The organism is Hymenobacter coalescens, assembly GCF_054783195.1.
The window spans coordinates 30,272-53,986 of sequence record NZ_BAAGRA010000001.1 but is presented as its reverse complement, the minus strand read 5'-3'; the positions used below and the strand labels follow the sequence as shown (position 1 = coordinate 53,986).

At 68.6% G+C, this 23,715-nt stretch carries 20 protein-coding genes; 6 read left to right on the top strand and 14 right to left on the bottom strand.

Annotation, left to right across the window (positions count from 1 at the left end; genetic code table 11):
• Positions 1–5: 5 nt before the first annotated feature.
• From ACYVKQ_RS00245 to ACYVKQ_RS00230, 4 genes are all read right to left on the bottom strand, one after another.
• Positions 6–1,784 (bottom strand): chloride channel protein, encoded by a 1,779-nt coding sequence (locus tag ACYVKQ_RS00245; protein WP_460574414.1) that lies wholly within the window; start codon positions 1,782–1,784, stop codon positions 6–8.
• 132 nt (positions 1,785–1,916) lie between these two features.
• Positions 1,917–3,716: a tetratricopeptide repeat-containing sensor histidine kinase gene (locus tag ACYVKQ_RS00240; protein ID WP_460574412.1), complete on the bottom strand. Its 1,800-nt coding sequence runs from the start codon at positions 3,714–3,716 to the stop codon at positions 1,917–1,919.
• A gap of 104 nt (positions 3,717–3,820) precedes the next feature.
• Positions 3,821–7,051 carry a tail fiber domain-containing protein gene (locus ACYVKQ_RS00235; protein ID WP_460574410.1) on the bottom strand — a complete coding sequence of 1,077 codons (3,231 nt, stop codon included), beginning with the start codon at positions 7,049–7,051 and terminating at the stop codon, positions 3,821–3,823.
• A 195-nt stretch (positions 7,052–7,246) separates the two neighbouring features.
• A complete protein-coding gene (locus ACYVKQ_RS00230) occupies positions 7,247–8,446 on the bottom strand; it encodes a hypothetical protein (protein WP_460574408.1) in 1,200 nt (399 codons plus the stop codon).
• Positions 8,447–8,606: 160 nt separating this feature from the next.
• Here ACYVKQ_RS00230 and ACYVKQ_RS00225 point away from each other — a divergent pair, with 160 nt between their 5' ends.
• Entirely contained in the window at positions 8,607–9,242 is a 636-nt protein-coding gene (locus tag ACYVKQ_RS00225; RefSeq protein WP_460574406.1) for a response regulator transcription factor, read from the top strand.
• A gap of 241 nt (positions 9,243–9,483) precedes the next feature.
• On the opposite strand, the gene ACYVKQ_RS00220 is transcribed toward ACYVKQ_RS00225, so the two are convergent.
• The 5 genes from ACYVKQ_RS00220 to ACYVKQ_RS00200 all read right to left on the bottom strand — a co-directional run bounded on the left by ACYVKQ_RS00220 (position 9,484) and on the right by ACYVKQ_RS00200 (position 14,767).
• A complete protein-coding gene (locus ACYVKQ_RS00220; protein WP_460574404.1) occupies positions 9,484–10,323 on the bottom strand; it encodes a mechanosensitive ion channel family protein in 840 nt (279 codons plus the stop codon).
• An 87-nt stretch (positions 10,324–10,410) separates the two neighbouring features.
• Complete coding sequence (locus ACYVKQ_RS00215; protein WP_460574402.1) at positions 10,411–10,812, bottom strand: hypothetical protein; 402 nt, start codon at positions 10,810–10,812, stop codon at positions 10,411–10,413.
• Positions 10,785–11,090 carry a hypothetical protein gene (locus ACYVKQ_RS00210; protein WP_460574400.1) on the bottom strand — a complete coding sequence of 102 codons (306 nt, stop codon included), beginning with the start codon at positions 11,088–11,090 and terminating at the stop codon, positions 10,785–10,787. The genes ACYVKQ_RS00215 and ACYVKQ_RS00210 overlap by 28 nt, the downstream gene beginning before the upstream one ends.
• A gap of 97 nt (positions 11,091–11,187) precedes the next feature.
• On the bottom strand, positions 11,188–11,622 hold the full coding sequence (locus ACYVKQ_RS00205; protein WP_460574398.1) for a nucleoside deaminase: 435 nt from the start codon (positions 11,620–11,622) through the stop codon (positions 11,188–11,190).
• 94 nt (positions 11,623–11,716) lie between these two features.
• Positions 11,717–14,767, bottom strand: coding sequence for a PD-(D/E)XK nuclease family protein (locus ACYVKQ_RS00200; protein ID WP_460574396.1), 3,051 nt, complete (start codon positions 14,765–14,767; stop codon positions 11,717–11,719).
• 149 nt (positions 14,768–14,916) lie between these two features.
• Here ACYVKQ_RS00200 and ACYVKQ_RS00195 point away from each other — a divergent pair, with 149 nt between their 5' ends.
• A complete protein-coding gene (locus ACYVKQ_RS00195; protein WP_460574394.1) occupies positions 14,917–15,336 on the top strand; it encodes a hypothetical protein in 420 nt (139 codons plus the stop codon).
• A gap of 146 nt (positions 15,337–15,482) precedes the next feature.
• Here the strand turns inward: ACYVKQ_RS00195 and ACYVKQ_RS00190 are convergent, their stop codons facing one another.
• The 3 genes from ACYVKQ_RS00190 to ACYVKQ_RS00180 are packed head-to-tail and all read right to left on the bottom strand — an operon-like array spanning position 15,483 to position 16,863.
• Positions 15,483–15,992, bottom strand: a complete 510-nt coding sequence (locus tag ACYVKQ_RS00190; protein WP_460574393.1) for a GNAT family N-acetyltransferase — start codon at positions 15,990–15,992, stop codon at positions 15,483–15,485.
• A gap of 4 nt (positions 15,993–15,996) precedes the next feature.
• Entirely contained in the window at positions 15,997–16,317 is a 321-nt protein-coding gene (locus ACYVKQ_RS00185; RefSeq protein WP_460574392.1) for a hypothetical protein, read from the bottom strand.
• 24 nt (positions 16,318–16,341) lie between these two features.
• Positions 16,342–16,863 (bottom strand): GNAT family N-acetyltransferase, encoded by a 522-nt coding sequence (locus tag ACYVKQ_RS00180; protein ID WP_460574390.1) that lies wholly within the window; start codon positions 16,861–16,863, stop codon positions 16,342–16,344.
• Positions 16,864–16,979: 116 nt separating this feature from the next.
• Between ACYVKQ_RS00180 and ACYVKQ_RS00175 the strand changes: the two genes are divergently transcribed.
• The 3 genes from ACYVKQ_RS00175 to ACYVKQ_RS00165 all read left to right on the top strand — a co-directional run bounded on the left by ACYVKQ_RS00175 (position 16,980) and on the right by ACYVKQ_RS00165 (position 20,240).
• Positions 16,980–17,504: a vitamin K epoxide reductase family protein gene (locus tag ACYVKQ_RS00175; RefSeq protein ID WP_460574388.1), complete on the top strand. Its 525-nt coding sequence runs from the start codon at positions 16,980–16,982 to the stop codon at positions 17,502–17,504.
• A 76-nt stretch (positions 17,505–17,580) separates the two neighbouring features.
• Entirely contained in the window at positions 17,581–18,762 is a 1,182-nt protein-coding gene (locus tag ACYVKQ_RS00170; RefSeq protein ID WP_460574386.1) for a hypothetical protein, read from the top strand.
• Positions 18,763–19,070: 308 nt separating this feature from the next.
• Positions 19,071–20,240 (top strand): hypothetical protein, encoded by a 1,170-nt coding sequence (locus tag ACYVKQ_RS00165; protein ID WP_460574384.1) that lies wholly within the window; start codon positions 19,071–19,073, stop codon positions 20,238–20,240.
• A gap of 21 nt (positions 20,241–20,261) precedes the next feature.
• On the opposite strand, the gene ACYVKQ_RS00160 is transcribed toward ACYVKQ_RS00165, so the two are convergent.
• Positions 20,262–22,490 (bottom strand): xanthine dehydrogenase family protein molybdopterin-binding subunit, encoded by a 2,229-nt coding sequence (locus ACYVKQ_RS00160; RefSeq protein WP_460574382.1) that lies wholly within the window; start codon positions 22,488–22,490, stop codon positions 20,262–20,264.
• 58 nt (positions 22,491–22,548) lie between these two features.
• Positions 22,549–23,022, bottom strand: a complete 474-nt coding sequence (locus tag ACYVKQ_RS00155) for a (2Fe-2S)-binding protein (RefSeq protein WP_460574380.1) — start codon at positions 23,020–23,022, stop codon at positions 22,549–22,551.
• A gap of 75 nt (positions 23,023–23,097) precedes the next feature.
• On the opposite strand from ACYVKQ_RS00155, the gene ACYVKQ_RS00150 reads away from it, so the two are divergent.
• Positions 23,098–23,709 carry a hypothetical protein gene (locus tag ACYVKQ_RS00150; protein ID WP_460574378.1) on the top strand — a complete coding sequence of 204 codons (612 nt, stop codon included), beginning with the start codon at positions 23,098–23,100 and terminating at the stop codon, positions 23,707–23,709.
• Positions 23,710–23,715: the final 6 nt, after the last annotated feature.

The window sequence follows — 23,715 nt, the reverse complement described above, 5'->3', positions numbered from 1 at the left end:
CCCCGCTACTCGCTTTCCTTGATGAGCTGCTTGCGGTACCCGGCCAGAATGGACGATTTCAGCAGGAAGCCCACGTAGCGGCCGTTCTTGAGCACCGGCAGGGCCCACACGTTCAGCTGTTCCATGCAGCGCAGCGTGTCGAGCAGCGTGTCGTCGACGTTTACGGTGGCGGGCGGCTCGCTCATCAGATCACTCACGCGCGTCGTGGTGTAGTGCTCCTCGTCGAAGAGGGCGTCGCGCACCTGATCCAGGGAGATGATGCCCACCAGGGCTCCGTCCTCGTCGACGACGGGGAACAGGTTGCGGGTGGCGTGGCGGAAGATGTCGACCAGCTCGCCCAGAGTGGCGTCGGGCTGCACGGGCTCGAAGTCGGTTTCGAGCAGGCGCGAAAGGTCCAGCTGCGCCAGCAGGCCCCGGTCGCGGTCCTGGTGCACGTACACGCCGCGCTGCACCAGCTTGCGGGTGTACACCGAGTACGGCTCGAAGTAGCGGGTAATCAGGTAGGAGCAGCTCGTGACGAACATCAGGGGCACGAACAGGGCGTAGCCACCGGTGATTTCGGCGATGAGGAAGATGGCCGTGAGCGGGGCGTGCACCACCCCAGCCAGCACCCCGGCCATGCCCAGCACCACGAAGTGCACCTCCGGCACCACAAACCAGCCGCTCACGTTGATCAGGCGAGCAATGATGAAGCCGAGCAGCGCGCCCGAAAACAGCGAGGAGCCGAACATGCCCCCGTTGCCGCCCGCCCCGATGGTGATGCAGGTGGCCAGCACCTTCAGCAGCATGGAGCACAGGGCCACGGTGAGCAGAATCCACACGTTCTCGTCGCGGTACACCGAGAAAATGCTCGCGTCGAGCAGGCGCTGCGGCTCGCCGCTGAGCAGGTTCTGCACCACGTTGTAGCCCTCGCCGTAGAGCGGCGGAAAGAGGAACACCAGCACGCCCAGCCCCACGCCGCCCAGGGCTACCTTGCGAAAATTGCCGCGCCACCGCTCGAAGATCTTGTCGGCGGCGAAGTACACGCGGATCATGTACACCGACGCCAGCGCGGCGCACAGGCCCAGGACGAGGTAAAACGGGATGGTATCGAGCGACCAGCTGGTGGTGATGAGCACGAAGGGCTGGCCGGTGAAGAGGAACTTGGACACGACCGTGGCCGTGGCCGAAGAAATGAGCAGCGGAATGAAAAACGGCGCCGACAGCTCACTGAGCACCACTTCCACGGCGAACAGCACCCCCGCGATGGGCGAGTTGAAGATGGCCGCCACCCCCGCCGCCGCCCCGCAGCCTACCAGCAGACGCCGCTCGCGCCGGCTCACGCGCAGGATGCGGGCCAGGTTGGAGCCGATGGCCGAGCCCGTCACCGAAATCGGCGCTTCCAGACCCGCCGAGCCGCCGAACGTCACCGTGAGCAGGGAACTGACCCACTGCGAGTAGAGCTTGGAACGCGGCACGATGCTGCCTTGCCGGGCCACGGAATAAATGATGGGTCCGATGCCGCGGCCAAGGTTGCCACCCAGTACGTAGCGTGTGAAGAGCACCGTGAGGCCGATGCCGATGATAGGGTAGAGAAAAAGGGCAAAAACCCGGTTCTGCTCGGGAATCCACCCGTAGAGCAGCTGCTGGCCCCAGTGCACCGCGTTTTTGAGCAGCACGGCCGCCAGCCCTGCCAGCGTGCCCACCAGGATGCTCACCAGAATCAGGTACACCCGGTCGCTGACGTGGCGCAGGCGCCAAAGCAGCAGGGGACGCAGAATTCGGTGAATGATGCTTTTGGGCATGCGGCAAACGAGAAGCGGAACAACCGGGGCAGCCCTGCCGCAAACATCCGGCCGTTCTCGTTCTGCGCATGATACGGCGAATTGGTGAGACGGTAAAGCCACCGCCCCAAATCCGGGCCCGCATTGGCGGCCTCAGGTGGGCACGCGCAGGCTCACCTCGAAGCCCCCCGCGGGCAGCGCGCCGGCGCTCAGCCAGCCGCGCAGGGCCGTGGCGCGCTGCTGCATGCTGCGCAGGCCCAGGCCGCTGCGGCGCGGGGCCGCCGCCGGGGCCGTCCCGTTGTCGGTCACGCGCAGGTGCAGCTCGCCTTCGGTCTGGGCCAGCGTCACGTGGAGGCAGGTGGCGCCGTGGGCGTGCCGGGCCGCGTTGCTCACGGCTTCCTTGAAGATCAGGAACAGGTGCTGGCGCACGTCGGGGCGCAGGGCGTCCTCGTCGTGCAGGTGGTGCACGTGCAGCTCGGTGGCCAGGCCGGCGGCGGCAGCGGTTTGGTCGAGGTGGTCGCGCATGCGGTCGAGCAGGGCGCCCACCGTGTCCGCCTCCGCGTCGATGCCCCACACGATGTCGCGCATGGTGCCGGCGGCCTGGCGGCTGTTGGCCAGCAGCCGCTCCAGGGCCGGATCGGGGGCCGGCTGCGCTTGGCGCAACATTTCGGCCTGCAGGTTGATGCGGGTCAGGAGCGTGCCCACCTCGTCGTGCAGGTCGGCGGCGATGCGGCTGCGCATGCGCAGGGCTTCGGCGGTGGAGGTCAGTAGGTTGCGGGCCCGCTGGCGCACCACCACCAGCGCCAGCAGCAGGCTGGCACCGAGCAGCCCGGCTACCAGCAGCAGGTTGCGCCGGTTCAGCTCGGCTTGGTGCTGCTGGGCGCTGGCTTTCAGGCCTGCAATGCGCTGGCGCTGCCGGGCCAGCTGCTGCTCGTACTGCTCGGTTTCGTAGAGGGTGCGCAGCTCCTGGGCGTGCCGGGCGCTGTTGGCCTCGAACAGGCTGTCCTGCAGCACCGCGAGGCGCTGCTGATGCCCCAGGGCTTCGCGGTGCTGCCCCAGGGTGGCGAGGGCCGGCACCAGTAGGCGGATGATGGTCAGTTCTTCGTCGAGCAGGCGGTGCTGCTGGCTGTGGTGCAGGGCGGGCTGCAGCCGCTCCACCGCCTGGGGAGCGTTGCCCTGGCGCTGGGCCAGCTCCCCGGCAAGCCGCTCCAGAAACACCTGCGCGCCCGGCGAGCGGGGCTCCGGGTACACAGCATGGGCCGAGTCGAGCAGGCTGGCGGCCTCGGCGTAGCGGCCCCGCTTGAGCGCGACGGCGGCCAGGTTGGCCTGGGCCACGGCGATGTTGCCCGAGTCGCGGTCGAAGACGGCCAGCCAGTGGGCGCGGCGGTAGTAGCGCGTGGCCAGCGGATAATCGGGCAGCAGCTCGGCGCAGGTCGCCAGGTTGGAGTAGATGCTGGCCAACTGGTCGCGTTTGGCGCGCCCGCGGCCGGGGGCCGCGCGCAGGGCCTCGTGGCCATAGCGCAGCCCCAGGCGCGGCTGATGGAGCAGGGCGTAGGCGTAGCACAGCCACTCGCAGGCCACGCTGTAGCGTGCCGAGTCACCGTCCTGTAGGCCCATCTGGCGGGTCTGCAGCATCTGCACCACCGCCAGACTGGGCTGATTCTCGTGCAGGTAGTGTCCGGCCAGGTTGGCCAGGAGCTCGGCCAGCACCAGGCGCGGCAGGCCGCTGAGGCGCGTCAGGCGAATGACCGTGGGGGCCGTGGCGGGCGTGACGGGGCGTCGGGCCAGCCGGAGCTGCTCGGTCGGCGGCAGCTCTGGCAGGCGGCGTAGGCTGTCGAGGAACGCGGGCGCGGCTTCGGCGCGCGGTGGGCATGTCAGCAGCCCGCCGGCCAGCAGCAGGCCCAGCAGCCAGGGCAAACGTAAAGCAGCGACGCGCAGCGAGAAAGAAGGCAAAACCAGGAGCTGTTGACCATCAAAAATACGCCCGGCCCGCAGATAAACGCACACAGCCCCGCAGCCGAAAGCCGCGGGGCCGTGTGCGGGCGCAAGCGGGGGCGTTAGCGCACGTCCGCTTTGGGGCTGAGCAGGTTTTCCAGGGCTTGCAGGCGCTGGGCCAGCTCGGCCGTTTGGGCCGCCTGGCTTTGCAGCGAAGCCTGCTGCTGGTCGAGGCGCTGGCCCTGGGCCTGGTTTTGCTGACGCAGGGTGGCGTTCTGCTTTTCCAGCTCGGCCACCTTGCGGGCCAGCTCCTGGGTGGCCGACACGTTCAGCATGGCCAGCGCCTCGTAGTCGACGGTGCGTACATCGGCGTGCTCCAGGCCGAAGACGAACACCGGCTGGCCGGCCAGCTGCCGGGCCCCGCGCACCAGCAGCTCCTGGCCGCTAGCCGTCTTCACCGTGCCCACCACCTCGCCGCCGGCGCTGAGCAGCTTGATCCGCTGCCCGACCTGGGCGGCGGCCGGGGCGGCCGGCAGCGTCAGCCGCAGCAACGAGTCGCTTTGCACCTCGGCCCGGATAGCCGCCGCGTAGATATCGGGCACGAAGCCGGCGTGCTGGTTGACGGCTTGCGGAAACACCTGCTCCACTTCCTGGGCAATGACCTTCTTGAACAGACGGGCACCGTACTGCACCCGGTCGCGCATCTGGTAGTCGGTGATGCGCAACTGCTGGAGCAGGGCCAGGTCCTGGGCCGCGTTGCTCAGGCCGATTACAGTCTTCAGACGCCGGTCGGAGGTGGCGTTGAACTCGGTGGCCAGCACGCGGCCCGTGGCGCGGATGCTCACCGGGCCGGTGTTGTTGGTGGCGTAGCCCGTCGAGCCGCCGCCGTTGAGGTAGCCGTAGTTGAAGTTGCCCGGCGTCACGCTGCGCTGCACGTCCAGCGGGTACGCCGGGGCGGTGGTGCCGATGCCCACGTTGGCACCGCTAAAGGTCAGGTAGTTGGCGCCGCCGAGAGAGGGGCCATCCGACAGCTTGAGCTTGTAGCCGTCGTTGGCATCCAGCCCGAGGGAGGCCCAGGCGTTGCCGGGCGAGTGCAGCACCAGGTAGGGGCTTTGTTGGCGAATTTCCAACGGGCCGTTGGGCAGGGCCGCGTTGGTGAAGCCCGTGCCGATGCCCAGGCGCCCGTTTTTGAGCACCATCTGCTGCGTGCCCCCGCCGGTGTCAAACTGGGTATTGCTGTGCGCGCCGCCCGCGTACCAGGCAAAGGCTTCGCCCGAGCGGTAGTACTGCGTGCCGTCCTGCACGCCGATGCCGTAGGCCGTGCCCCACAGGTCAATCATCTGCCGGGTGCTGGTCCCGAAGCCCAGCGCGCCGCGCACCAGCCCGTTGCCGTTCACGTCAAGCAGGGCCGAGGGCGTGGTGGTGCCGATACCCACCCCGCCGGTGCCCTTGGGCATCAGGTTCAGGTGCTGATTGGTGTTGGAGCCGGCGGCGTACAGCGAGTTGTAGCCGAGGCCGAGGCCCTGCGTGCCGTTGGAGTGCCGAAACTCGGCCCCGTTGCCGGCCTCGTTGAAGTCGCCGGTGACGTACAGCGTACGGCCCGTGGCGTGGCTGCCGCTGCGGCCCACGCTCTGCACGTCGAGGCGGTTGGCGGGCGTGGTGTTGCCCGTGCCGATGCCCACGTCGCCGTTGCTTTCAAAGGTCACGTTGGGCGTGGTGCCCCGGTCGTCGTCGGCGTAGAAGCGGATGGGGGCGTTGTTGGTGACCAGGCGCAGGAAGTTGCCGCTCACGCGCGAGTACAGGCCCAGGTCGGAGGTGCTGGTAATGGCCGCTCCGCCGCGCTGAATCACGCCGGCGGGCAGCAGCAGGCCGCCGCCGGCCGCTACGCCCAGCCCGGTGCTGCCGCCGTGGCCCACCAATTGGCTGGTACCCAGGTTCAGGTTTTGGGTGGCCGTGTGGTTGCCCAGGTTGTCGGCGCCGGCGGGCAGCGTGACGGTATTGCCGCCGCTGATGCCCAGCGTCAGGCCGCTCAGGCTGAGCTGGGGCAGGGCCTGCGCCGCCAGCTGGCCGCTGCCGTCGGTGGTTACCATGCGCGTGCCGGTGCCACCCAGCCCGTCGAGGCGTGCTGTACCGGCCACGTGCAGCGGTGTCTGCGGGCTGCTGGTGCCCACGCCCAGGCGGGCGTTGGCGTGGTCCCAGTACAGCTGGTTGCTGCCGCTCAGCTTGCTGCCGTCGCTGAAGATGACGCTGCCCGCCGCCTGCGAGGTCGTAGCGTTGTGGAGGCTGATGACGGGCGCTTCGGGCTGGAAGCTGAAGCTCAGGCGGGCGTAGCCGGCCCCGTTTTGGTAGCCCTGGGTATGCACCACGTTGCTGGTCAGCGCTGGGTCGGCGTAGGAGGAGCCGCCGCCGGCGCCGGCATTTCCGTGGCTGGCGCCGCCGCCGTAGTAGCCGCCGCCGCCGCCCGCAGCGCCCCAGCTGGTGCCGCCGGTCAGGCCGGCGCCCACCCCCAGGCCGGCCTGACTCGTGCCGCAGTAGCAGTACTGTTGCGGCGTGCCGCCCGTGACGCCGCCCGCCGATTGGGTACCACCGGTCCCTGGCGTCCCCGTCGGGTTGCCCGCGCTGGGAACCAGGCCGTCGCCGCCCGCGACGCCCCCGCCGGGCCCGCCGCGGGCGTAGTAGCCCGAGCCGCCGCCGCCACCAGCTACCAGCACCCGGTTGGCCAGGCCCGTGCCGCCGATGCGAATATCGGTAGCGCCGCCGCCCGGTTCGCTGCCGCGTCCCCCGCCGTTGTAGCCCCCGTCTTGGTAAAGCGTGCTGGGGTTGTATCCCCGGTCGCCGCCTACTTCAATGGTGAGCACCTGGCCCGGCTGCACGGCCAGCGTGGCCTGTACCCGGCCGCCCCGGCCGCCCCGGTAACAGTTGCTGCAGTTGTCGATGGTACGGCCCCGGGCCCCGGCCATATCCACCTGCACGCTGGTCACGTTGGGCGGCACGGTCCAGGTTTGGGTGGCGCCCGTGAAGTTGAATGTCACGGCCTGCGGGCCGCTGGCGGCGGCCGAGAGGCCCTGCACCGACTCGCTCCAGTAAAAGCCGTTCCAGGTGTTGAGCTTGCCCGCGTCGGTGTTGTAGATGGTCAGACCGGCCGCCGGGCTGCTGATGGCGTCGCGCTGGGCCTGCGTCAGGCGCGGGGGCAGCAGGCCTTTGGCCGTCGACGACACCTCGAGCGCGGCCGAGGCGTGGGGCGTGGTGGTGCCTACGCCCACCGAGCCGGCGGGAGTGGTCTGGGCTTGGGCGGCAGAGCCCAGGCCGAGCGCGGCGGCCAGGGTGAGCGAGTACCTTAGGAGTGGATGCATACAGCGTGTGAGGAGGAAACAGCGCCTGCCTCAGCCGCTGGGCCGGAGCATTGGCAGTGCAAACTTCCTGCTTGCAGAGTCCTATTCCAAGCGGGGCGTGTACCGCATTTGGGGGTATCGGCCGGGCTACCCGCCCAAAACGCCACCCCGGCTGCGGCCGGGGTGGCGTTTTGGGCGGGTAGCCCTTGAGCCGGCTTAGTCGCGCAGCAGCTTCGAGGTGGCGCGGTGCGCGCCCTGCTGCAGCGTGAGCGTGTACAGCCCCGGCCGCAGCGCTGCCGTAGCCGTGGCGGGCAAGGTAGCCGTGCCGCCCGCCAGCGGCAGCTGCCGGCTGAGCACCACGCGGCCCAGCGCGTCCTGCAGGGTCACCTGCACCGGCTGCCCGGCCTGAGCGCCCGGCAGGGCCAGCTGCAAGGGCTGGCCCGAATCCAGCGGATTGGGCCAGGCCTGCCAGCCCGCCGCCAGCGCCGACGACGCCTTTGTGGCCAGCACGTTGCTCTCGGTGGAGTAGTCCACGAAGCTGGGCGTGGCGTACTGCCCGTTGGGGTAGTACAGCTCCAGCAGCGGTTGGGCCGAGCCCGCGCGCCAGAAGTGGTCCAGGTAGAAGGTCGTCACGCGGCCCTGGCTCAGGCCGAAAGCCGCCAGCAGCGCGGCCGGGGCCGGCTGGCCGTTCAGGTACACGCTGTCCTGCCGGATGGTGCGGCTGCGCACCAGCAGCGCCGGCAGGGCATCGGAGCCGGCCGGGCGGCCTGCCACCGGGATGCGCAGCGTGCCCCAGCCGGCCACCGAGTCGACGTAGGTGAAGCGCTGCACGAGGCGGAACGGGGCGCGGGTTAGGCTGGCGGCGGCCACCGTCAGCGTGCCCGTCACCCCGATGCGGAAATTCTGCTGCGAGCGGCTGCCGGCCGTCAGCGGCAGCGGGAAGTCCACGATGCCGCTCGCTCCGCCGTAAGGCACGTGCTGCCGGTTCACCACGATGGAGTCGTTGGCGCCGCCGGTGCGCGTAGCCAGGGAAAAGGGTTGGCGGGTAATGCCGCGGCCCAGGGCCATCCGTCCCGTAGAAGCCAGGTTGAAATAGGTGGTGCCCACGTACGCCACGTTGCCAATGGTGCTGGAGTTGGCACGCGTCCACTGCGCCCCGGCGAAGGGCGGGCTGGGTGGCACCGGCAGGTTGAGCAGTTGATAAGCCGAGCCGCTGGGCACCAGGCCCCGGTAGTCCCACGTCTGGTTGGCGCCGGTAGCCGGGGCCCCCAGCCCCGCGGGGAGGCTGGCGTCCTGGTAGCGTTCCACGGTGCTGGCCGACGCCGGGAACGTGGCCTGCGTCAGCGTAACGGGTGATTGGGCCAACGCCGGGAGGGCCAGCAGCGCCAGGGGCAAGAAGGTAAAGCGTGGGGTCATAGAGGGCAAAAAGAGATGGAAACCGCGAAAGGTACCGGCCTGACGGGGACGGCCGGTGCAAACGTATGGGGGCAATGTCCGGCCTGCAACCGAGCCGTGTACCGCATTTGGGGACGGGGGGCGGCTTGGTTCCCGGGCCGGGAGCCGCGTCCTTTGCCTCATGAACCCCATTCGCCTGGCTCTGGTCGAGGACGACCCCGAAGTGCGCGCCCTGCTGCACGGCTACCTGTGCCAGCAGCCCGAGCTGGACTGCGTGCTCGTGGCCGATTCGGCCGAGGCTTTCCTGAGCGAACTGCCTGATCTGCTGCAGCCCCCGCAGGTGGTGCTGCTCGATATTCACCTGCCCGGCATGAGCGGCCTCGACGCGCTGCCGCTCATCAAGCAGCGCCTGCCCGAGGCCGACGTGCTCATGCAGACCGTCTTCGACGATGCCGACCGCATCTACCGGGCGCTGTGCTCGGGGGCTTCCGGCTACGTGCTCAAAAACACCCCGCTGGCCGACATCAAGGCCGCCGTGCTCGAAGTGGCCAGCGGCGGCGCCCCCATGAGCCGGGCCGTGGCGCGCAAGGTGCTGGCGCACTTCAAGCCCAGCCCCAGCACCCAGCCCGACCTGCTCTCGGAGCGCGAACGGGAAGTCGTGCAGGCCATCGTCGATGGGCTGAGCGACAAGCAGGTGGCCGCGCGCTTGGATCTTTCCGTCGAGACGGTGCGCACCTACGTCAAGCGCATTTACCGCAAGCTGCAGGTCAGCAGCCGCACCGAGCTGGTGAGCCGCCACGCCCGCGGGCAGCTATAGCTGATGGAGGGAACCGCAAGCAAATAAGAACGCGCAGCCGCGCCGCGCGAAGCAGCTCTGCCGCTTCGTTGAATGGTTCCGAGGAAGCGGTAGCGCTGCCTGGCTGTACCTTCTTGGGCTGCGCTGAACTTCGTTTCCAGCAGCGCACGTCAGAGGAGCAAACCGGCCACCAAGCGTCACAACACATTCTTTGATTACCGTCTATACGGCACAGGCGCGAGCATTCAGCGGTGGCCTAGCCTTACTGCACGGTGGCCGGGCGCTCGTAGCCTCGCTGCAGCAGCAACTCCCGGATGCCCTGCATCAGCTCGCTTTTCAGCTCCTGGGTGCCGCGGCGGTAGTCTTCGGAGTACGTCCAGAAGTACACGTGCAGCGTGGCCATGGTGCCGTCGGTTTTTTCCAGAATAACATAAGGCGTGTGCGGCTCGTCGTTTTTCACGTCGTGAAAGCCCCGGACGAAATCCAGGATCAGCGGCTTGAGCACCTCGGGGCCGCCCTGGCCGGCCATGTCCACGGCCACCTGGAAGTCCTGGCGGATGTGGCCGTCGCGGGTGAAGTTGATCAGCGGCTCGCGCAGCACCATGGCGTTGGGCAGGTAGATATCCTTGCCGTCGAAGGTTTTGATGAGCGTGGTGCGCAGGTTCAGGGCTTCCACCCGGCCCATCAGGGTCTGGTTGTCGCGGATCTGAATCGTGTCGTGGATGCGGAACGGGCGGTTGAAGGCCAGCACCACGCCGGCCAGGAAGTTTTCGGCAATGTCCTTGAGGGCAAAACCCACGACAAAGGCTGTCAGGCCCGCACCGGCCACCATGCCGCCCACCAGGCCCGTCATGCCCAGCACCTGCAGCACCACGGTGAGCCCCAGCAGGATAAGGGCCCATTTGGTCATGCGGGTGAGAAATTCGGCCAGCAGCGGGTCGTGGGAGCGGGCGTGCAGGCGGCCGCCGACCAGCGCGCTGATGCGGTTGGCCAGGAAAATAGCCACCACCAGCAGCACAATGGCCACGGCAAGCTTGGGTACTAAATCGAGCAGGTGCGCCCAGTAGTGAGCAAACACTTGTTGGAGGTCGTTGAGCAGCATGGGGTGGAGCGTTGCGGAAACAAACCGCCCGCCGTGCGGCGGGCACGGCGGGCGAAGTAGCTTGTACGGTAAACGCGGGCGCCAGGGTTAGCGCCGGGGTGCCGCAGGCCGGTTCAGCCAGCAACGAAAAGCCCCGGTGCCGGCGGCATAAGCCAGCACATCGAGCCCGTCGGCGGTGTAGCGGCCGGGGTACAGCCCGGGCAGCAGCAGCTCAAACCACAGGCTCACGTACAGCCACGCGGCCAGCAGCCAGCCGTCGGGCAGCACCAGCTGCGGGCGGCCGCGGCCTGCGCGCTGCACCGCCAGGGCCAGCGTGAGCACCACGGGCATGCACAGCGCATCGGCCAGCCAGCTCGTGACCCAGCCGGGCAGGGGCCAGTGCAGGCCGCGCGCCAGCAGTTGGTACGCGGCGTAACCGGCCGCGGCGGCCACGAACAGGGGCTGCCGCAGCGGCGCCAGGGCTAGCCTGCCACGGCCGCGATAAGCCACAGGATAAAGGAAATGGTAGCCGCAAACAGCAGCTGCCCGCCGCGCACCACGTGCTTGAACAGGCGCACCAGCCGCGAGTCGGTGGGCAGGATGGGAATGAGCATGACCGGCGGCATCTCCCACTGCCAGGCTTTCTGCAGGTCGGCCGCGCGCTGCGGGCCCTGCGGGTCGAGCAGCTCGTGGCAGTGCTGGCACCGGTCGTCGGGCCGGTGCTGGTGGTCCGACCACGCCCCGCAGTGTGGGCAGCGCTTGGAGGCGAAAAGGGCGCGCGGTTGCATGGCCCAAAAGTACGTCCGCCGAAGCCAACCGCCGCTCACATAAACGGGTGAAGCGGCGGCTGGCTTCGGCGGGCAGCCTGGAAAAGCAGGGGCGGGCCTACAGCTCCATGATGTCCTCGTTCCAGAGCGTCGGCTCGGCCGTGATGAACTCCTGCATCATGTCCACGCACTCCTGCAGGTCGAGGATTTCGACCTCCACGCCGTGGCTTTCCAGAAATTCCTTGGACTCGCCGAAGGTACGCGCCTCGCCCACCACGACTTTCGGAATCTTGAACTGCACGATGGTGCCGGCGCACATGTAGCAGGGCATCAGGGTGGTGTACAGCACCGTGTCGCGGTAGGTGCGCTGGCGGCCGGCGTTGTTGAGGCAGTCCATTTCGCCGTGCAAAATGGGGTTGAGCTCCTGCACGCGCTTGTTGTGGCCCTTGGCCACCAGTTCGCCGTTGCGCATCAGCACCGAGCCGATCGGAATACCGCCCTGCGAGCGGCCCAGGCGGGCTTCGTCGATGGCGGCTTGCATGAATTGGTCCATGAAACTCAAGTGGTTAAATTGTCAAATGGTTGAATTGCTGATGGTTATGAATTTCGCAACGACCAACAATTTAGCAATTTGACAATTTAACCGTTTATCTCGCGCAGATGCCCTTGTAGGGGCACCACTGGCACACGTTCAGGTCGTCGGTTTTGCGGATGGGTTCCTGCGGGTCCAGCATGCGGTCGACGAGGCGGGTGAGGGCCACCTGGCTGGCTTCCTCGAACAGCAGGCCGTCGTCGGTGAGGAAGGACAGGTCGGCTTCCAGCGGCTGCGGATCGGGACTGCGCAGGGGCACGATGGCGGCCTCGGCGGCCGGGAAGCCGCGCTGGGCCAGCATGAGGCGGTACAGCCAGAGCTGCCGCACCTTTTCGGCCCCGCCGCCGGCTTCCGACACCAGCCGTTCCAGGGCTTCGGCGGGGGTGTAGCGTTTGCGGGCGCTGCCGAGCAGGTTCAGCCCCGAGCCGTGCACGGCGCCGGTTTTGTAGTCGATGATGCGGCGGCGGCCGTCGGGCAGCTCGTCCACGCGGTCGGCGTAGCCCACCAAGCGCACGGCTACCCGGTCGCCGGCCTGCGTTTCCACGAACACGGTGCCGTGCAGCTCTTCTTCCAGGCCCACCACCTTCAGCGGCCCGTCGCGCTCCATCTGCTGCTGCAAGGACTCCAGGTAGCGCTCCACCAGGCGCACGCCCACGCCGCGCAGCACGTGGTTCAGGCCCTCGTCGGGCAGCTGCTGGCGCGGGTTTTCGGTTTCGGCGCCGTCGTCCAGGGCCAAGCCGCGCTCCAGCAGGGCCGGCACCTGGGGCAGCCACGCGGCCACGTCGTCGGCCGCAATAGTCCGGTTGTCGCGCACGAAGGGGAGCATGAGCTGCTCAAGCACGTAGTGGACGGCCGTGCCGAACACGTCGGCGCCCAAATCCTCGGCCACGCCTTCCTGCTCCTGAAACTTGGCGATGCGTGAGAAGTAGAACTGCAGCGAGCAGGTCAGGAACTGGTTCAGGCCCGAGGCCGAGAGGCCGCGCTCCAGCAGCCCGCGGATGGCGCCGAGCATTTCGTAGTCCTTTTCCAGCACCAGGTCGCCCTCGTACTTCTGGTAGCCCTCGGAGCCGCGGGCCACTTCGCCGCCCACCAGCCGGCCGTCGGGCAGCACGGTGGCCGAGGCGGTCAGGTCCAGCAGCTCCAGGCCGGGATTTTGCGGCAGCAGGTCGTTTTCGATCTGCAGCAGGAAGCGGCTTCGCTCGCCGGCCTGCACGCCCTCGGCGCCGGGCAGGATGTAGACCAGGTCCACGCGCTTTGCCCGTTGCAGCAGGCGCCAGAACTGGTGCGAGGTGGCGGCTTCGTGCTCGGCGTAGGTGGGCAGGCCGTACTTGGTGAGCACGTCGTAGGGAAACAGCGAGTTGTTGCGCTTCGGGGCCGGCAAGATCTGCTCGTTGCAGCTCAGGATGATGACGTGGTCGAAGTCCAGGGCGCGGGTTTCCAGCAGCCCCATCACCTGCACCTGCGCAATCGGCTCGCCGGCGAAGGGCAGGCGCGTGCGCGACATCTGCTCGTAGAGAAAGCGGCGGAACGAGCGCACCGAGGGCCGCTGCGCGCGGCAGTCGAAGGCCGAATCGAGCTGGCGCACCAGGGTGTAGAACAGGTACAGGTACTCGGCTTCGATGGCCGTGTGCTCTTGCCGGTACACGTCGCGCAGCAGCTCGATGACCTCGTAGCAGGCCCGCACCACGTCGTCGCAGTTGCGCCAGGGCCGAAACAGGGCTTCCACCAGCGGGTGGTGGCGGCCCATGTCGCGCAGCTCGTCCTCGGTCAGCAACACCGCATTGCGCTTGACGATCTGCCGGCACAGCCGGTCGAGCACGCCGTGGTAGGCTTCCTGCTCGGGCTGCTGGTCGATCCACTGCTCGTAACGGCGCAGGAAGGGGTGGGCCAGCAGCTTGGTGACGGTGAGGTGGTGGTAGCGCCGGATGCCGTAGTCGGGCCCGGTTTCGCCCTCCCGGATGCCGGTCAGGTGCACCTCAAACAGCAGGTCGATCAGGTTGAACAGCGGCGTGCTGCGGAAGCTCAGGCCCATGGTCACGTTGAACTGCGGCACTTGCTCGGGCGGCAGGCCGTGGAGCACGGGCAGCAGCAGCGTCTCGTCGGGCAAGACCACGGCCACCGAGCCGCGGGCGTTGGCCTGCAGCCCCTCGACCACCAGCTGCCCGGCCACTTTGCCCTGCATGGAGTTGTTGGCCACCCCGATCATGCGCACCTGCCGCGGCACGGTGCGCAGCAGGTCCACGGAGCCCGTTTCGGCGAAGCCCAGGGCCTGCACGCCCAAATCCAGGTGCTCGCGCAGGCGGCTGAAGGGCAGGCCGGCGCGGTTGGGCGAGCCTTCCAGGTAGAAGCGGTCGGTATCGAAGCGCACCTCGGCCTTGCCGGCCTTCAGTAGCTGGCGCAGCAAATACTGCTCGCTGCGCGAGAGGATGCCCAGGCCCAGAAACACGTGTTGCGGCACTGGCTCCTCGTGTTGAAGCCGCTTCTGCATCGCGTCGACGGCGAGGCGGTAGGCCAGGCCGGGGTAAGCGAGGTTGTCGGTCTTGAGGCGGCGGCGCAGGCGGCGGTACACTTTCTCCAGGTCGTCCCAGAAGCGGAACCAGGCCGCCGTGGCCGACGCCGGCGCGGGCGAGTTCGTCAGGTCCCAGCGTTCCAGGGCCTTGGCTTCGGAAAGGTACTCGAAGAGGTTGCTCGCGTCGGCCAGGTTCTGGTCCAGGTTGGAGAAGTCGTCGAGCAGCAGGCGCGACCAGCCGGTGAACAGGTCGAAGTCCAGGTTGGGGTCCAGTTCGCGCAGGATGTCAAACAGCAGCAGCTGCAGGGCAATGGGCTCCTCCACTTGCACGCCCGCCAAATCCACCATGTAGTCCTCCATCGACGTGACGCGCGGCGACCAGAGCGCTTCGCCCACCGGCGCGGCCAGGGCCAGCTCGTTCTTGAGGTACACCACGGCCCGGCGCGTGGGCACCACCACCACCAGGTCCGACAGCTCGGCGCCGGTGTAGCGGCTCAGCAAATCCTGGGCGGCCTGGCGCAGAAAGGGTTGCAGCGCGTCCGCGCTGGGAGCGGAGGCGGCGTGGGGCGGAACGACGGGGGCAGCGTGGGAATTCATGCAAGGTAAAGATACGGCCGCGGCTGCCAGCCCGCGTGCGGGACGGCCCCAAATGCCGCGAACCGGCCGGGATAAAGGACTTTGTGCGCGGAGCTACTAGCTTTGCGGCGTAGTTGCCGCCCGCCGCTCACTTTCTTGCGCATTCCTGTATGCTCATTCTCTCGGGCCTGCCGATTTATTTCGAAAACCCCATCGGGCGCCTGCATGAGCACCCCGACGGGTACGCCATCGTGGACTACAACGCCGGGCCGCGCCAGCTCGGCGAGTTTCAGGCATTTCTGAATCACCTGGAGCAGCTGCTCAGGCGCCGGGGCTGGAACCGCATGCTGGCCAATCAGCGGCTGCTGGCCCCGTTCAGCGACGAAGAGCGCACCTGGATCAAGGAGCAGTGGCTGGTGGTGAGCCACGCCCTGCAGCGCGAGATGATTGCCGCCGTGCTCCTGCCCAACGACGTGTTTGCCCGCCTGGCCATGAGCACCCTGATGCAGGGCGCCCGCGAAGGCGCGTTGCATTACCGCGTCTTCAACGACGCGCAGGAAGCGGCCGCCTGGCTGCGGCAGGTGAAGTAGCGCACCCTTGTTGGGCTTCGCAGCGGCCCTGACGCCGCCCCCTGTACAAATGCGTGCTCAATCTACGCCCCCAGCTCACCGCCCTGCAGGGCCGGATGCCGGGTAGCCGGCAAGGCGCGCAGCAGTAGTAGTTGTGCGCGGCCGGGCTAGGCGGTTAGAGCATCTGCCTCGATGGTGTAAAACCGCGAAGGGCCGCCGTAGAAGTGTTGCAGGCCCTGGTAGCGCAGCCCGCACTTTTCCAGCACATGCTGCGAGGCCAGGTTATTGGGGTCGGTCACGGCCACAATCTGTTGCAAGCCCAACTGCGCAAAGCCGTAGCGCAGCACCGCCCGCGTCATTTCGGTGGCGTAGCCGCGGCCCCAGTACGCCGGGAAAAAGCGGTAGCCCACCTCGATGTGGCCCGAGGCCTCGAGGTGCTTGAGCACCTGAATGCCCACAAAGGCCTCGCTGCCCTTCTCGAGAACGGCCCAGCGCCCGAGTCCGGGAAACCGCTCGTAGTTGTCGAGCACCTCTTGCAGGTACTCGCGGGCGCCCTCCAGGGTACGCGGCGGAATGATGTAGCGCATCACCGCCGGGTCGGAGTCGAGGCGGTACACCAGGTCGAGGTCGTCCAGCGTGAGGGGGCGCAGGTACAGGCGCGCGGTTTCGGGCAGCATAAGCTCAGGCAAGGTGGTAAATGTCGGCCCACACGGCCGGCAGCCAGATTTCGGTGCCGGCGGGCAGCTCGCCCACGTTGTCGGCGTCGAGCAGCAGCACGTAGTCGGCGGTGGCCTCGGCATTGGGCGCGTCGGCGGGGCGCTGCAGCTCTTCCACGGTGGCCGGCACTTTCAGCTGGCCGTGGGGCAGGCGCAGCTCCACCTCCAGCTGGGCGTGCAGCGGAAAGCGCCGCAGGGCCTCGCCGTGCGCGCGGGAGCCCACGAGCGTGCCCAGGCCCGGCAGGCGCAGGGTGGTTTCGACCAGCAGCAGCAGTTGATCAGCCATGGCGGGGGCGGGGAGTGGCAAGGGCTATTCGGCGGAAGCCGCTGCGGGGTTGTCGACGGCGTAGAAGCGCACGTCGGTGTGGTAGAAGTGGTCCGGGCGCAGGTAGCGCATGCCGCACTTTTCCAGCACGTGCTGCGAGGCGAGGTTGTCGGGGGCCGTGATGCCCACGATCTGGCGCAGCGCGAGCTGCTCGAAGCCGTAGTGAATCAGCGCGCGGCCCATCTCGGTGGCGTAGCCGCGGCCCCAGTACTCAGGCAGCAGGCGGTAGCCCAGCTCGATGTGTGCCGAGGTATCCAGGGGCTTGAGCAGGTGCAGCCCCACCACGGCGCCAGTCAGCTTGTCGAGGGTAAGCCAGCGGCCCAGGCCCGGCCAGCGGGCGTAGTCGGCGGGCATGTCGTCGAGGAACTGCTGCACCACTTCGCGGGGGCGTGGCGGGCCGATGTGCCGCATTACCGCCGGGTCGGTGTTGAGGCGGAAGTACACGTCGAAGTCGGCGGCAGTGAGCGGGCGCAGGGCCAGGCGGGCGGTTTCGGGCAGCACGGGCATGGGGCCAAAGCTACGCGGCCGGCGCCGAACCAGCCGCGGCCGAACCCGGCGCCGCGGGGCGCGTACGGTTCTGAGAATCCCGTGTTTTCTTTTCCTACCCGACCCCGTTCCCCGCCATGAACCCAACCCAACTCAGCCGCGAGCTGCGCACCGCCCAAACGCCCGACCTGAAGCGCCGCCGCTGGATTATCGGCCTCTCGCTGCTCGGCGTGGCCATGGGCCAGATCGTCACGCTCTACCAGACGGGCATCGTCAAGCACCTGCCCGACCCGCCCGTGGGCCCCTTCGACTCCGACAAGGTGGACGCCTCCGACTACGGCTACAAGCGCCTCGACACGCCCGACGCGGCCGCCATGATCGTGACCTACGGCCTGACCACCGTGCTGGCCTCGGCCGGCGGCAAGGGCCGGGCGTTGATGAAACCCTGGGTACCGCTGGCCATGGGCGCCAAAATCCTCAGCGACGTGGTAACCAACCTGGTGCTGGCCCGCGAGGAATGGAAGGAAAACAAGGCCCTGTGCTTCTACTGCCAGACGGCCAACGCCCTGTCCCTGGCCTCGCTCGCCCTGGCCGTGCCGGAAGTAGTGCGCGCCGCCAAAAACCTGGGCCACAACGGCCCCGACTCGGTGGCGCAGGTGTAGCCCGGTTCGCGGAAATTGTGCAGGTTGCAGCCCCGGCCACGCGCCCACCGCAGGGCGCGTGGCCGGGGCTTATTTTATGCGAATCAGCTGGTTTATGATGGGCATGCTGGCCCTGGCCGCATGCGATGCCCGCCGCGCCGAGCAGCGCCAACCCCCGCCCGCCGCGCCGGCAGCCCCCGCCGCGCCGGCAGCTGACACCCTGGCGGCCAGCCCCCGGGCCTTTTACCAGCCGCTGGTGAGCCCCGATACGGCCACCACGCCGCGCTTTCAGCCGGTGGAGGTGGCGGGCCAGCGCTACCAGCTGTACACCAGCGCCGTGGCCGACTCCACCCAGCCGCTGCAGAAAATCTACCGAAGCCGTGTCAGCGCGGTGGATGAGGCTGGCAACCCGACCCGCGTCACGCGCATCGATACCGCCCGCGGCTACGAGGTGCGCTACCGTTTCCGCTTGCGCGACGCGGCCGGCCGGCCAGTGTTCGACCAGACGCTGCGCAAAACCCGGGAGCTGGCCCCCGCCCTGGGCGAGGACTTCGTGCTTGATACCGACGCGTTCCGGCCGCGCTACTTGGGCTACCTGCCCGCCTTCGGCAGCCTGGCCTTCCTGGTGTATTTCGGCCCCGAGGGCACCGACGTGGGCGGCGAGCTGCTGCTCTTGCTCGATGCCCGCACCGGGCGGCTGCGGCACGCCGGGGTTAGCCAGTGGTTTCTTGAGGCCTACAACCCCGGCAACCCCTTGCTTTCGGCCGATGGGCAGGCGCTGCTGACCAGCTACGAGCTGCTGCGGGCCGACGGCGGGGTGGTGGCGTTTCGACGGCCAGGCATGAGCGTGGGCGCGGCCGCCTGGCTTAGCGAGCAGGCCGTGCTGGTGACCTACACGCCCGAGGCGGACTCGCTGGATCGGGAGCGGCCCCTGCCCGGACCCAACAACCGGGTGCTCGACCGGCAGGGGCGCGAGCTGGCGCGGTTTCAGCTCGATCTGGTCAGCAGCGAAATGCTGGGCTACAACTGGCTCTACCGCTACCTGCCCGCCACCCGCACGCATTACTTCGTCGACTTGGCCGGCGGGCGCCTGGCTCTGATTGGCCGCGGTGCGCCCACCCAGCCGCGCCTCGTGGCGCTGCGGGGCCTGCCGCGCTTCACCGGCAAGGCCCGCCCCACCGAGCAGCGCCTGGAGCTGGAAACCGAAACAGGCCAGCGCCTGGCATTGCTGGTCGATACCATCAGCGGTGCGCTGCGCTACCGCCTGTCAAAGCAATGAGCAACGCGTGAGGCTGCCGCTTAACCCCAAACAGGGCGCCACTGTCCACCTCTTCAATCGTATCGTTTGCCGAGGGCAAGCTGCTGGGCCTGGGCCTGCTGCCCCGCAGCAGCTCGCCGAAGTGGTGCTTGCGCGTCCACTCCGAGGCGGGCGCTGCGCTCATCCTCTGCGCCGGTACCATCAGGGAGGCCTTGCGCTAGCAGTTCCTTGAGTACCAGCGGCAAGGCAGCGCCCGCCGCGAATTCCCGCGCCGCCGCTGCATCTTGCGGGCTGTTTGGCCGTAAGCCGGGGCCGGGAGAGTATCCATTATGACGCTACGTAGCTGGCCGCTGGGCCTGGGGTTGCTGGGGGGCTTGTGCCTGAGCTGTGAGCCGAGCCGGCCCGTCGCCAGCACGGCCGGAGCCACTGCCGGTGCCGCTGCCCCGGCCGTGCAGTCCGTGGCCGACACCACCCAGCCCTTTGCTCCGCTCACCGCCCTGGGGCCCGCCGGGCGCAGCGTCACCATCGGCGGGCAGCTCTACCGCATCGAAACCGGGGCCCGGGTGGACGCGGCCCATCAGCTGCTGATGCGCGACTCCCTGGCCGGGCAGCCCGCCAGCCCGGCCGCGCTGGCCCGGTTGCAGGCCGTCGGGGCCGGCTACGACGCCCAGTACACCCTGCGCCTGCGCCACCCCAACGGCCGGGTGCGCTTCATCACCACCCTGCGCAAGGCCGATTTCGTGCCGGCCCTGGGCGCCGAGCTGGTGACCGAGAGCCTGCCGGCGGCCCCGCAGTTCTGCGGCTACCTGCCCCGCTTCAACGCCTTGGCCTTCACCGTGTGGTTTCAGGCCTACGACACCGACTGGGCGGCTTCGGCCCTGGTGCTGCTCGACGCCGAAACCGGGCAGGTGCGTCACCTGGGCCTGAACTACCGCGCCCAGGACGAGCCGGCCGCCAACGTGCCTACGCCCGACGGCCGCACCCTGCTCACCCGCTACGCCGTGCTGGCCGCGGGCCGCCCGCCGGTGGAGCTGGCCCTGCCCAGCCTCGCCGTGGCCGGCACCCGCCTCGTCAACGCCCGCACGGCCCTGGTGGCCTACGCCCCCACTTCCGACGAACAGGGCCCGCCGCTGCCCCGCGCCAACGCCCTGCTGCTCGACTTGGTGGACGGGCGCCTGCTCGCGCGCCTGCACCTGGGCGCCACGGCCACCGGCTACCAGGACGGCCGCGGCCTCAACCACCAGTACCTGCGCCAGACCGCCACGCACTACTTCCTCAGCCCCGACGACCAGAGCCTGGTGCTCATCCCGCGGGAGCGGCCCGCCGCCTACCGCCGCCTGCGCCTGGCTGCCCTCACACGGTTTCAGCTGCCCCAGCGCCCCACCGAGGTCCGTTTTGGCCTGCGCTTCGGTTTGGGGCCTCACCCTGTGCTCTACGCCGATACCCTCACCGGCAACCTGCGCTGCCAGCTGCCAACGCTCACCCTGGGAATGCGCTAACGCCGCCGGCGCTACGGCAAATTAACCGGCGTTTTCGGCCCCTTGGGGAGCCAGCTTTACCGGCCGGATGGGCAGCTCGCGCACCCGCACCCCGCAGGCGCGGTGCACGGCGTTGGCAATGGCGGCGGCCGTGGGGCCCTGGGCCGCTTCGCCGGCGCCCAGCGGGGGCTGGTCGGGCCGGTTGAGGATGCTGACTTCCACCCGCGGTACCTCATCGAAGCGGAAGATGGGGTAACTCTCCCAGTCGTGGCTGCGCACCGCCTGCGCATCGAACTGCACCTGCTCCAGCAAGGTCCAGCTCGCGGCCTGAATCAGCCCGCCCTCGGTCTGGTTGCGCAGCCCGTCGGGGTTGATGACTTCGCCCGCGTCGATGGCTGCCCAGAGCTGGCGCACCCAGGGCACATGGTCTTCGGGGTTGACCCACACGCGGGCCGCCACGGCGAGGTAAGCCGCTTGGTTTTTGTACTGCGCGAAAGCCACGCCCAGCGCCTCGTTTGGGCCGGTTTTCACGTCCTGGGTCAGCCGGCGTACTTCCTCCAGCACGGCGCGGGCGCGGGCGTCCGCCAGGTGGGCCAGCCGAAACGCGTAGGGGTCCTGCCCGGCCAGCTGGGCCAGCTCATCCATGGCCGACTCCAGCGCGAAGACGTTGCCAAAGGCGCCCAAACTGCGCAGCGCCGACACCCGCAGCGGCCCCTGCACGGCGTGCGCATTGATGAGCAGGTTCGGAATCTGGTACAGCGGCTCCGCGTTGCGGGCGGTGCCCCCGCCGTAGCCGCCGGGCTTGGGCGCCAGCGGGCGGCCCCGGTGACGCGCCGGCAGCAGCTTGTCGGCCTGCCCGCCGGGGCGCGTGCTGTGCGTATCCGACCACAGCTCCATATGCCAGTGCGTGAGGCGGCCGCGGGCATCGAGGCGGGCGTCAAGGTCGAAGAGCATGGCCGAGCCGTAGGGTTCCCACAGGTGCTCGTCTTCACGTGTCCACTGCAGGCGCACGGGGCGGCCGGGGTAGGCGTGGGCCAGCAGGGCGGCTTCGGCGGCCGCGTCGTCGGCGCCGTTGTGGCCGTAGCAGCCCGCGCCGGGCACGCCTTTGACGTGCACGTGCGCCTCCGCCAGCCCCAGCAGGTCGGCCACCGCGCCGCGCAGCGGGTACACGCCTTGGCTGTGCGTCCAGAGGTGCAGCGTGCCTTGCTCGAACAGCGCTACTGCGCAGGAGGGCCCGATGGAGGCATGCATCAGGTAGGGCTTGAAGTACGTGGCGCGGAAGGTTTTTTCGCCCGCCGCAGCCGGGATGCTCACGCTGCCCTGGCGGGCCACCTGCTCCACCTCAGCTGGTAGGGCGCGCAGCACCGCCGGCAGCGGCTGTTCGGCGGGCAGGGGCGGGCCAGCGCTCCACTGCGCGTGCTGCTTGCCCCAATCGTGAGCCCGAATAGCGGCCCATTCATCGGCAGCTACGATGCCCACGAACGAGCCGTCGACCACCGTGTGGAGCACTCCGGGCACTTGCCGCCGTAGCTCGGCCGCATCGAAGCTTTGTAGTCTGGCCCCATAGGCGGGCGGATGCAGCACGCGGGCGTGCACCATGCCCGGCAGGCGCAGGTCCTGCACGTACACTGGCTCGGCGCGCACCATGCGCTCGATGTCGGCACGGCGCGCGGGCTGGCCCACCAGCTGGTACTGGCTTTGAGGTTTGAGCGGGGTATCGGCCGGCACCTCGCCGCTGAGCTGCCGCCCGGCCAGCAGCTGCTGAAACGTGAGTTGCTGGCGTCCGTCGGCGGTGCGCACCACGCCGCCGGCCACGGTGAGCTGGGCCGCCGGGACGCGCAGGCGCTTGGCGGCCAGCTGCAGCAACTGCTGGCGGGCCGCGGCGGCCGCGTAGCGCACCGACATGGCGCTTTGCTCGATGGAGGCGCTGCCGGCCGTGTACCGCTCGTCGGGCGTGCGGCCGGTTTCGGCCAGCACCACCTCCACGCGCTCCAGCGGCAGGTTCAGCTCCTCGGCGGCCACCTGCGCCACGGCCGTCGTGATGCCCTGCCCGATTTCAATTTTGCCAGTCAGCACCCGCACGCGCCCGTCGGCCAGCACTTCCAGCCAGGCATTGAGGCGCGGGTTGCTGAGCAGCGAGTCGGGCCGCTGGTCGGCCGCCGCGGCCAAGACGGGCGCCGCGCTGCCGAGCAGGCAGAAGCCTATGGTCAGGCAGCCGGCATCCTTCAGGAAGGCGCGGCGGGAGGGAAGCGGCGGTGTAGACGTGGGCATAGCGTTAACGGGAAGGGGATAGGAGCAGCTGCGGCAAGGGCGTTTCGGGCCTGCGCCGCTACCCGATCAGCTCGGCGGCGCGCTGCACGGCGCGGATGTACCGCTCGTGGGTGCCGCAGCGGCAGAGCACGCGGAACAGGCCGTTGCGAATGGTTTGCTCGTCGGGCTTGGGGTACTGGCGCAGCAGCCCGGCAGCGGCTATGGCCACGCCGTTCAGGCAGAAGCCGCACTGCGCGGCCTGTAGCTCCACCAGCGCCTGCTGCACGGGGTGCAGCGAGCCGTCGGGGCGGGTGAGGCCCTCCAGCGTCGTCACCGACACGCCGCCCACGCGGTGCACGGGCAGCTGGCAGCTAGGGTAGGCAAAGCCATCGAGCAGCACCAGGCAGGCCCCGCACTGCTGCATGCCGCAGCCAAACTTGGGCCCGTTGAGCCCGAGCTGGTTGCGGAGCACGTAGAGCAGGGGCGTGGCCGGGTCGGCGCGCACGGCGCGGTCCTGGCCGTTGACGTGCAGGGTGAACGGAGCTTCTTCCATGAGCGTGCGGCAGGTTGTCGGAAGAAGATACTACCGAGGCGCGGAAAAGATGCCTTTACCGATTACCGCTTAGTTTTGATTTACTCCCTCTGCCTGCTTATGGCCTTTGGCTTTACGTTCAAAAAATTAGCGCTGCGTTTCGGATTATCACTAAGGCAGCTGGTGCGACCCAGTTCAAAAACAGAAGAATGCCTTAAACGAGTCTCAATTAGGGGGCGGGTGGCATTCGGAATTACGTGTCTGGAGCAAGCATTGGCGCATTACGACCTACGGCATGCACCCCAGGCGCAATACCTGCTCGCCAAGCTATGGGCCTTTGTCAGCAGTTCCGATTTAGGTGAATGGGAAGACAGCATCCGGGTTTATTTGGAAGCGGTCGAAACAGCGGCCCTATCCGAAAAACCAACGCAGCCAAGCGAAGCAACTGACTTGCAGGAATGGTATGCTACTCTGCCGGCAGCCGTGCAGGTATTAATCGAAAACGTAATAGAAACCGGGCGCGGCAATTTGTACGGCGCAACGGTTGGGTACAGTGCCGACACGCTGGATACAACGATGCAGGTTGTGGCAATTATGCAGTCGTCAGGGCTGCCCCTGCCGCAGTTGGGGCCTTTTGAGAAGTCACGGTTTGAGGAACGCCACGGCTGGGGCAACCGCGTAGACCGCAGCTTCTTTGCGGAAAGCTAAGCCCAA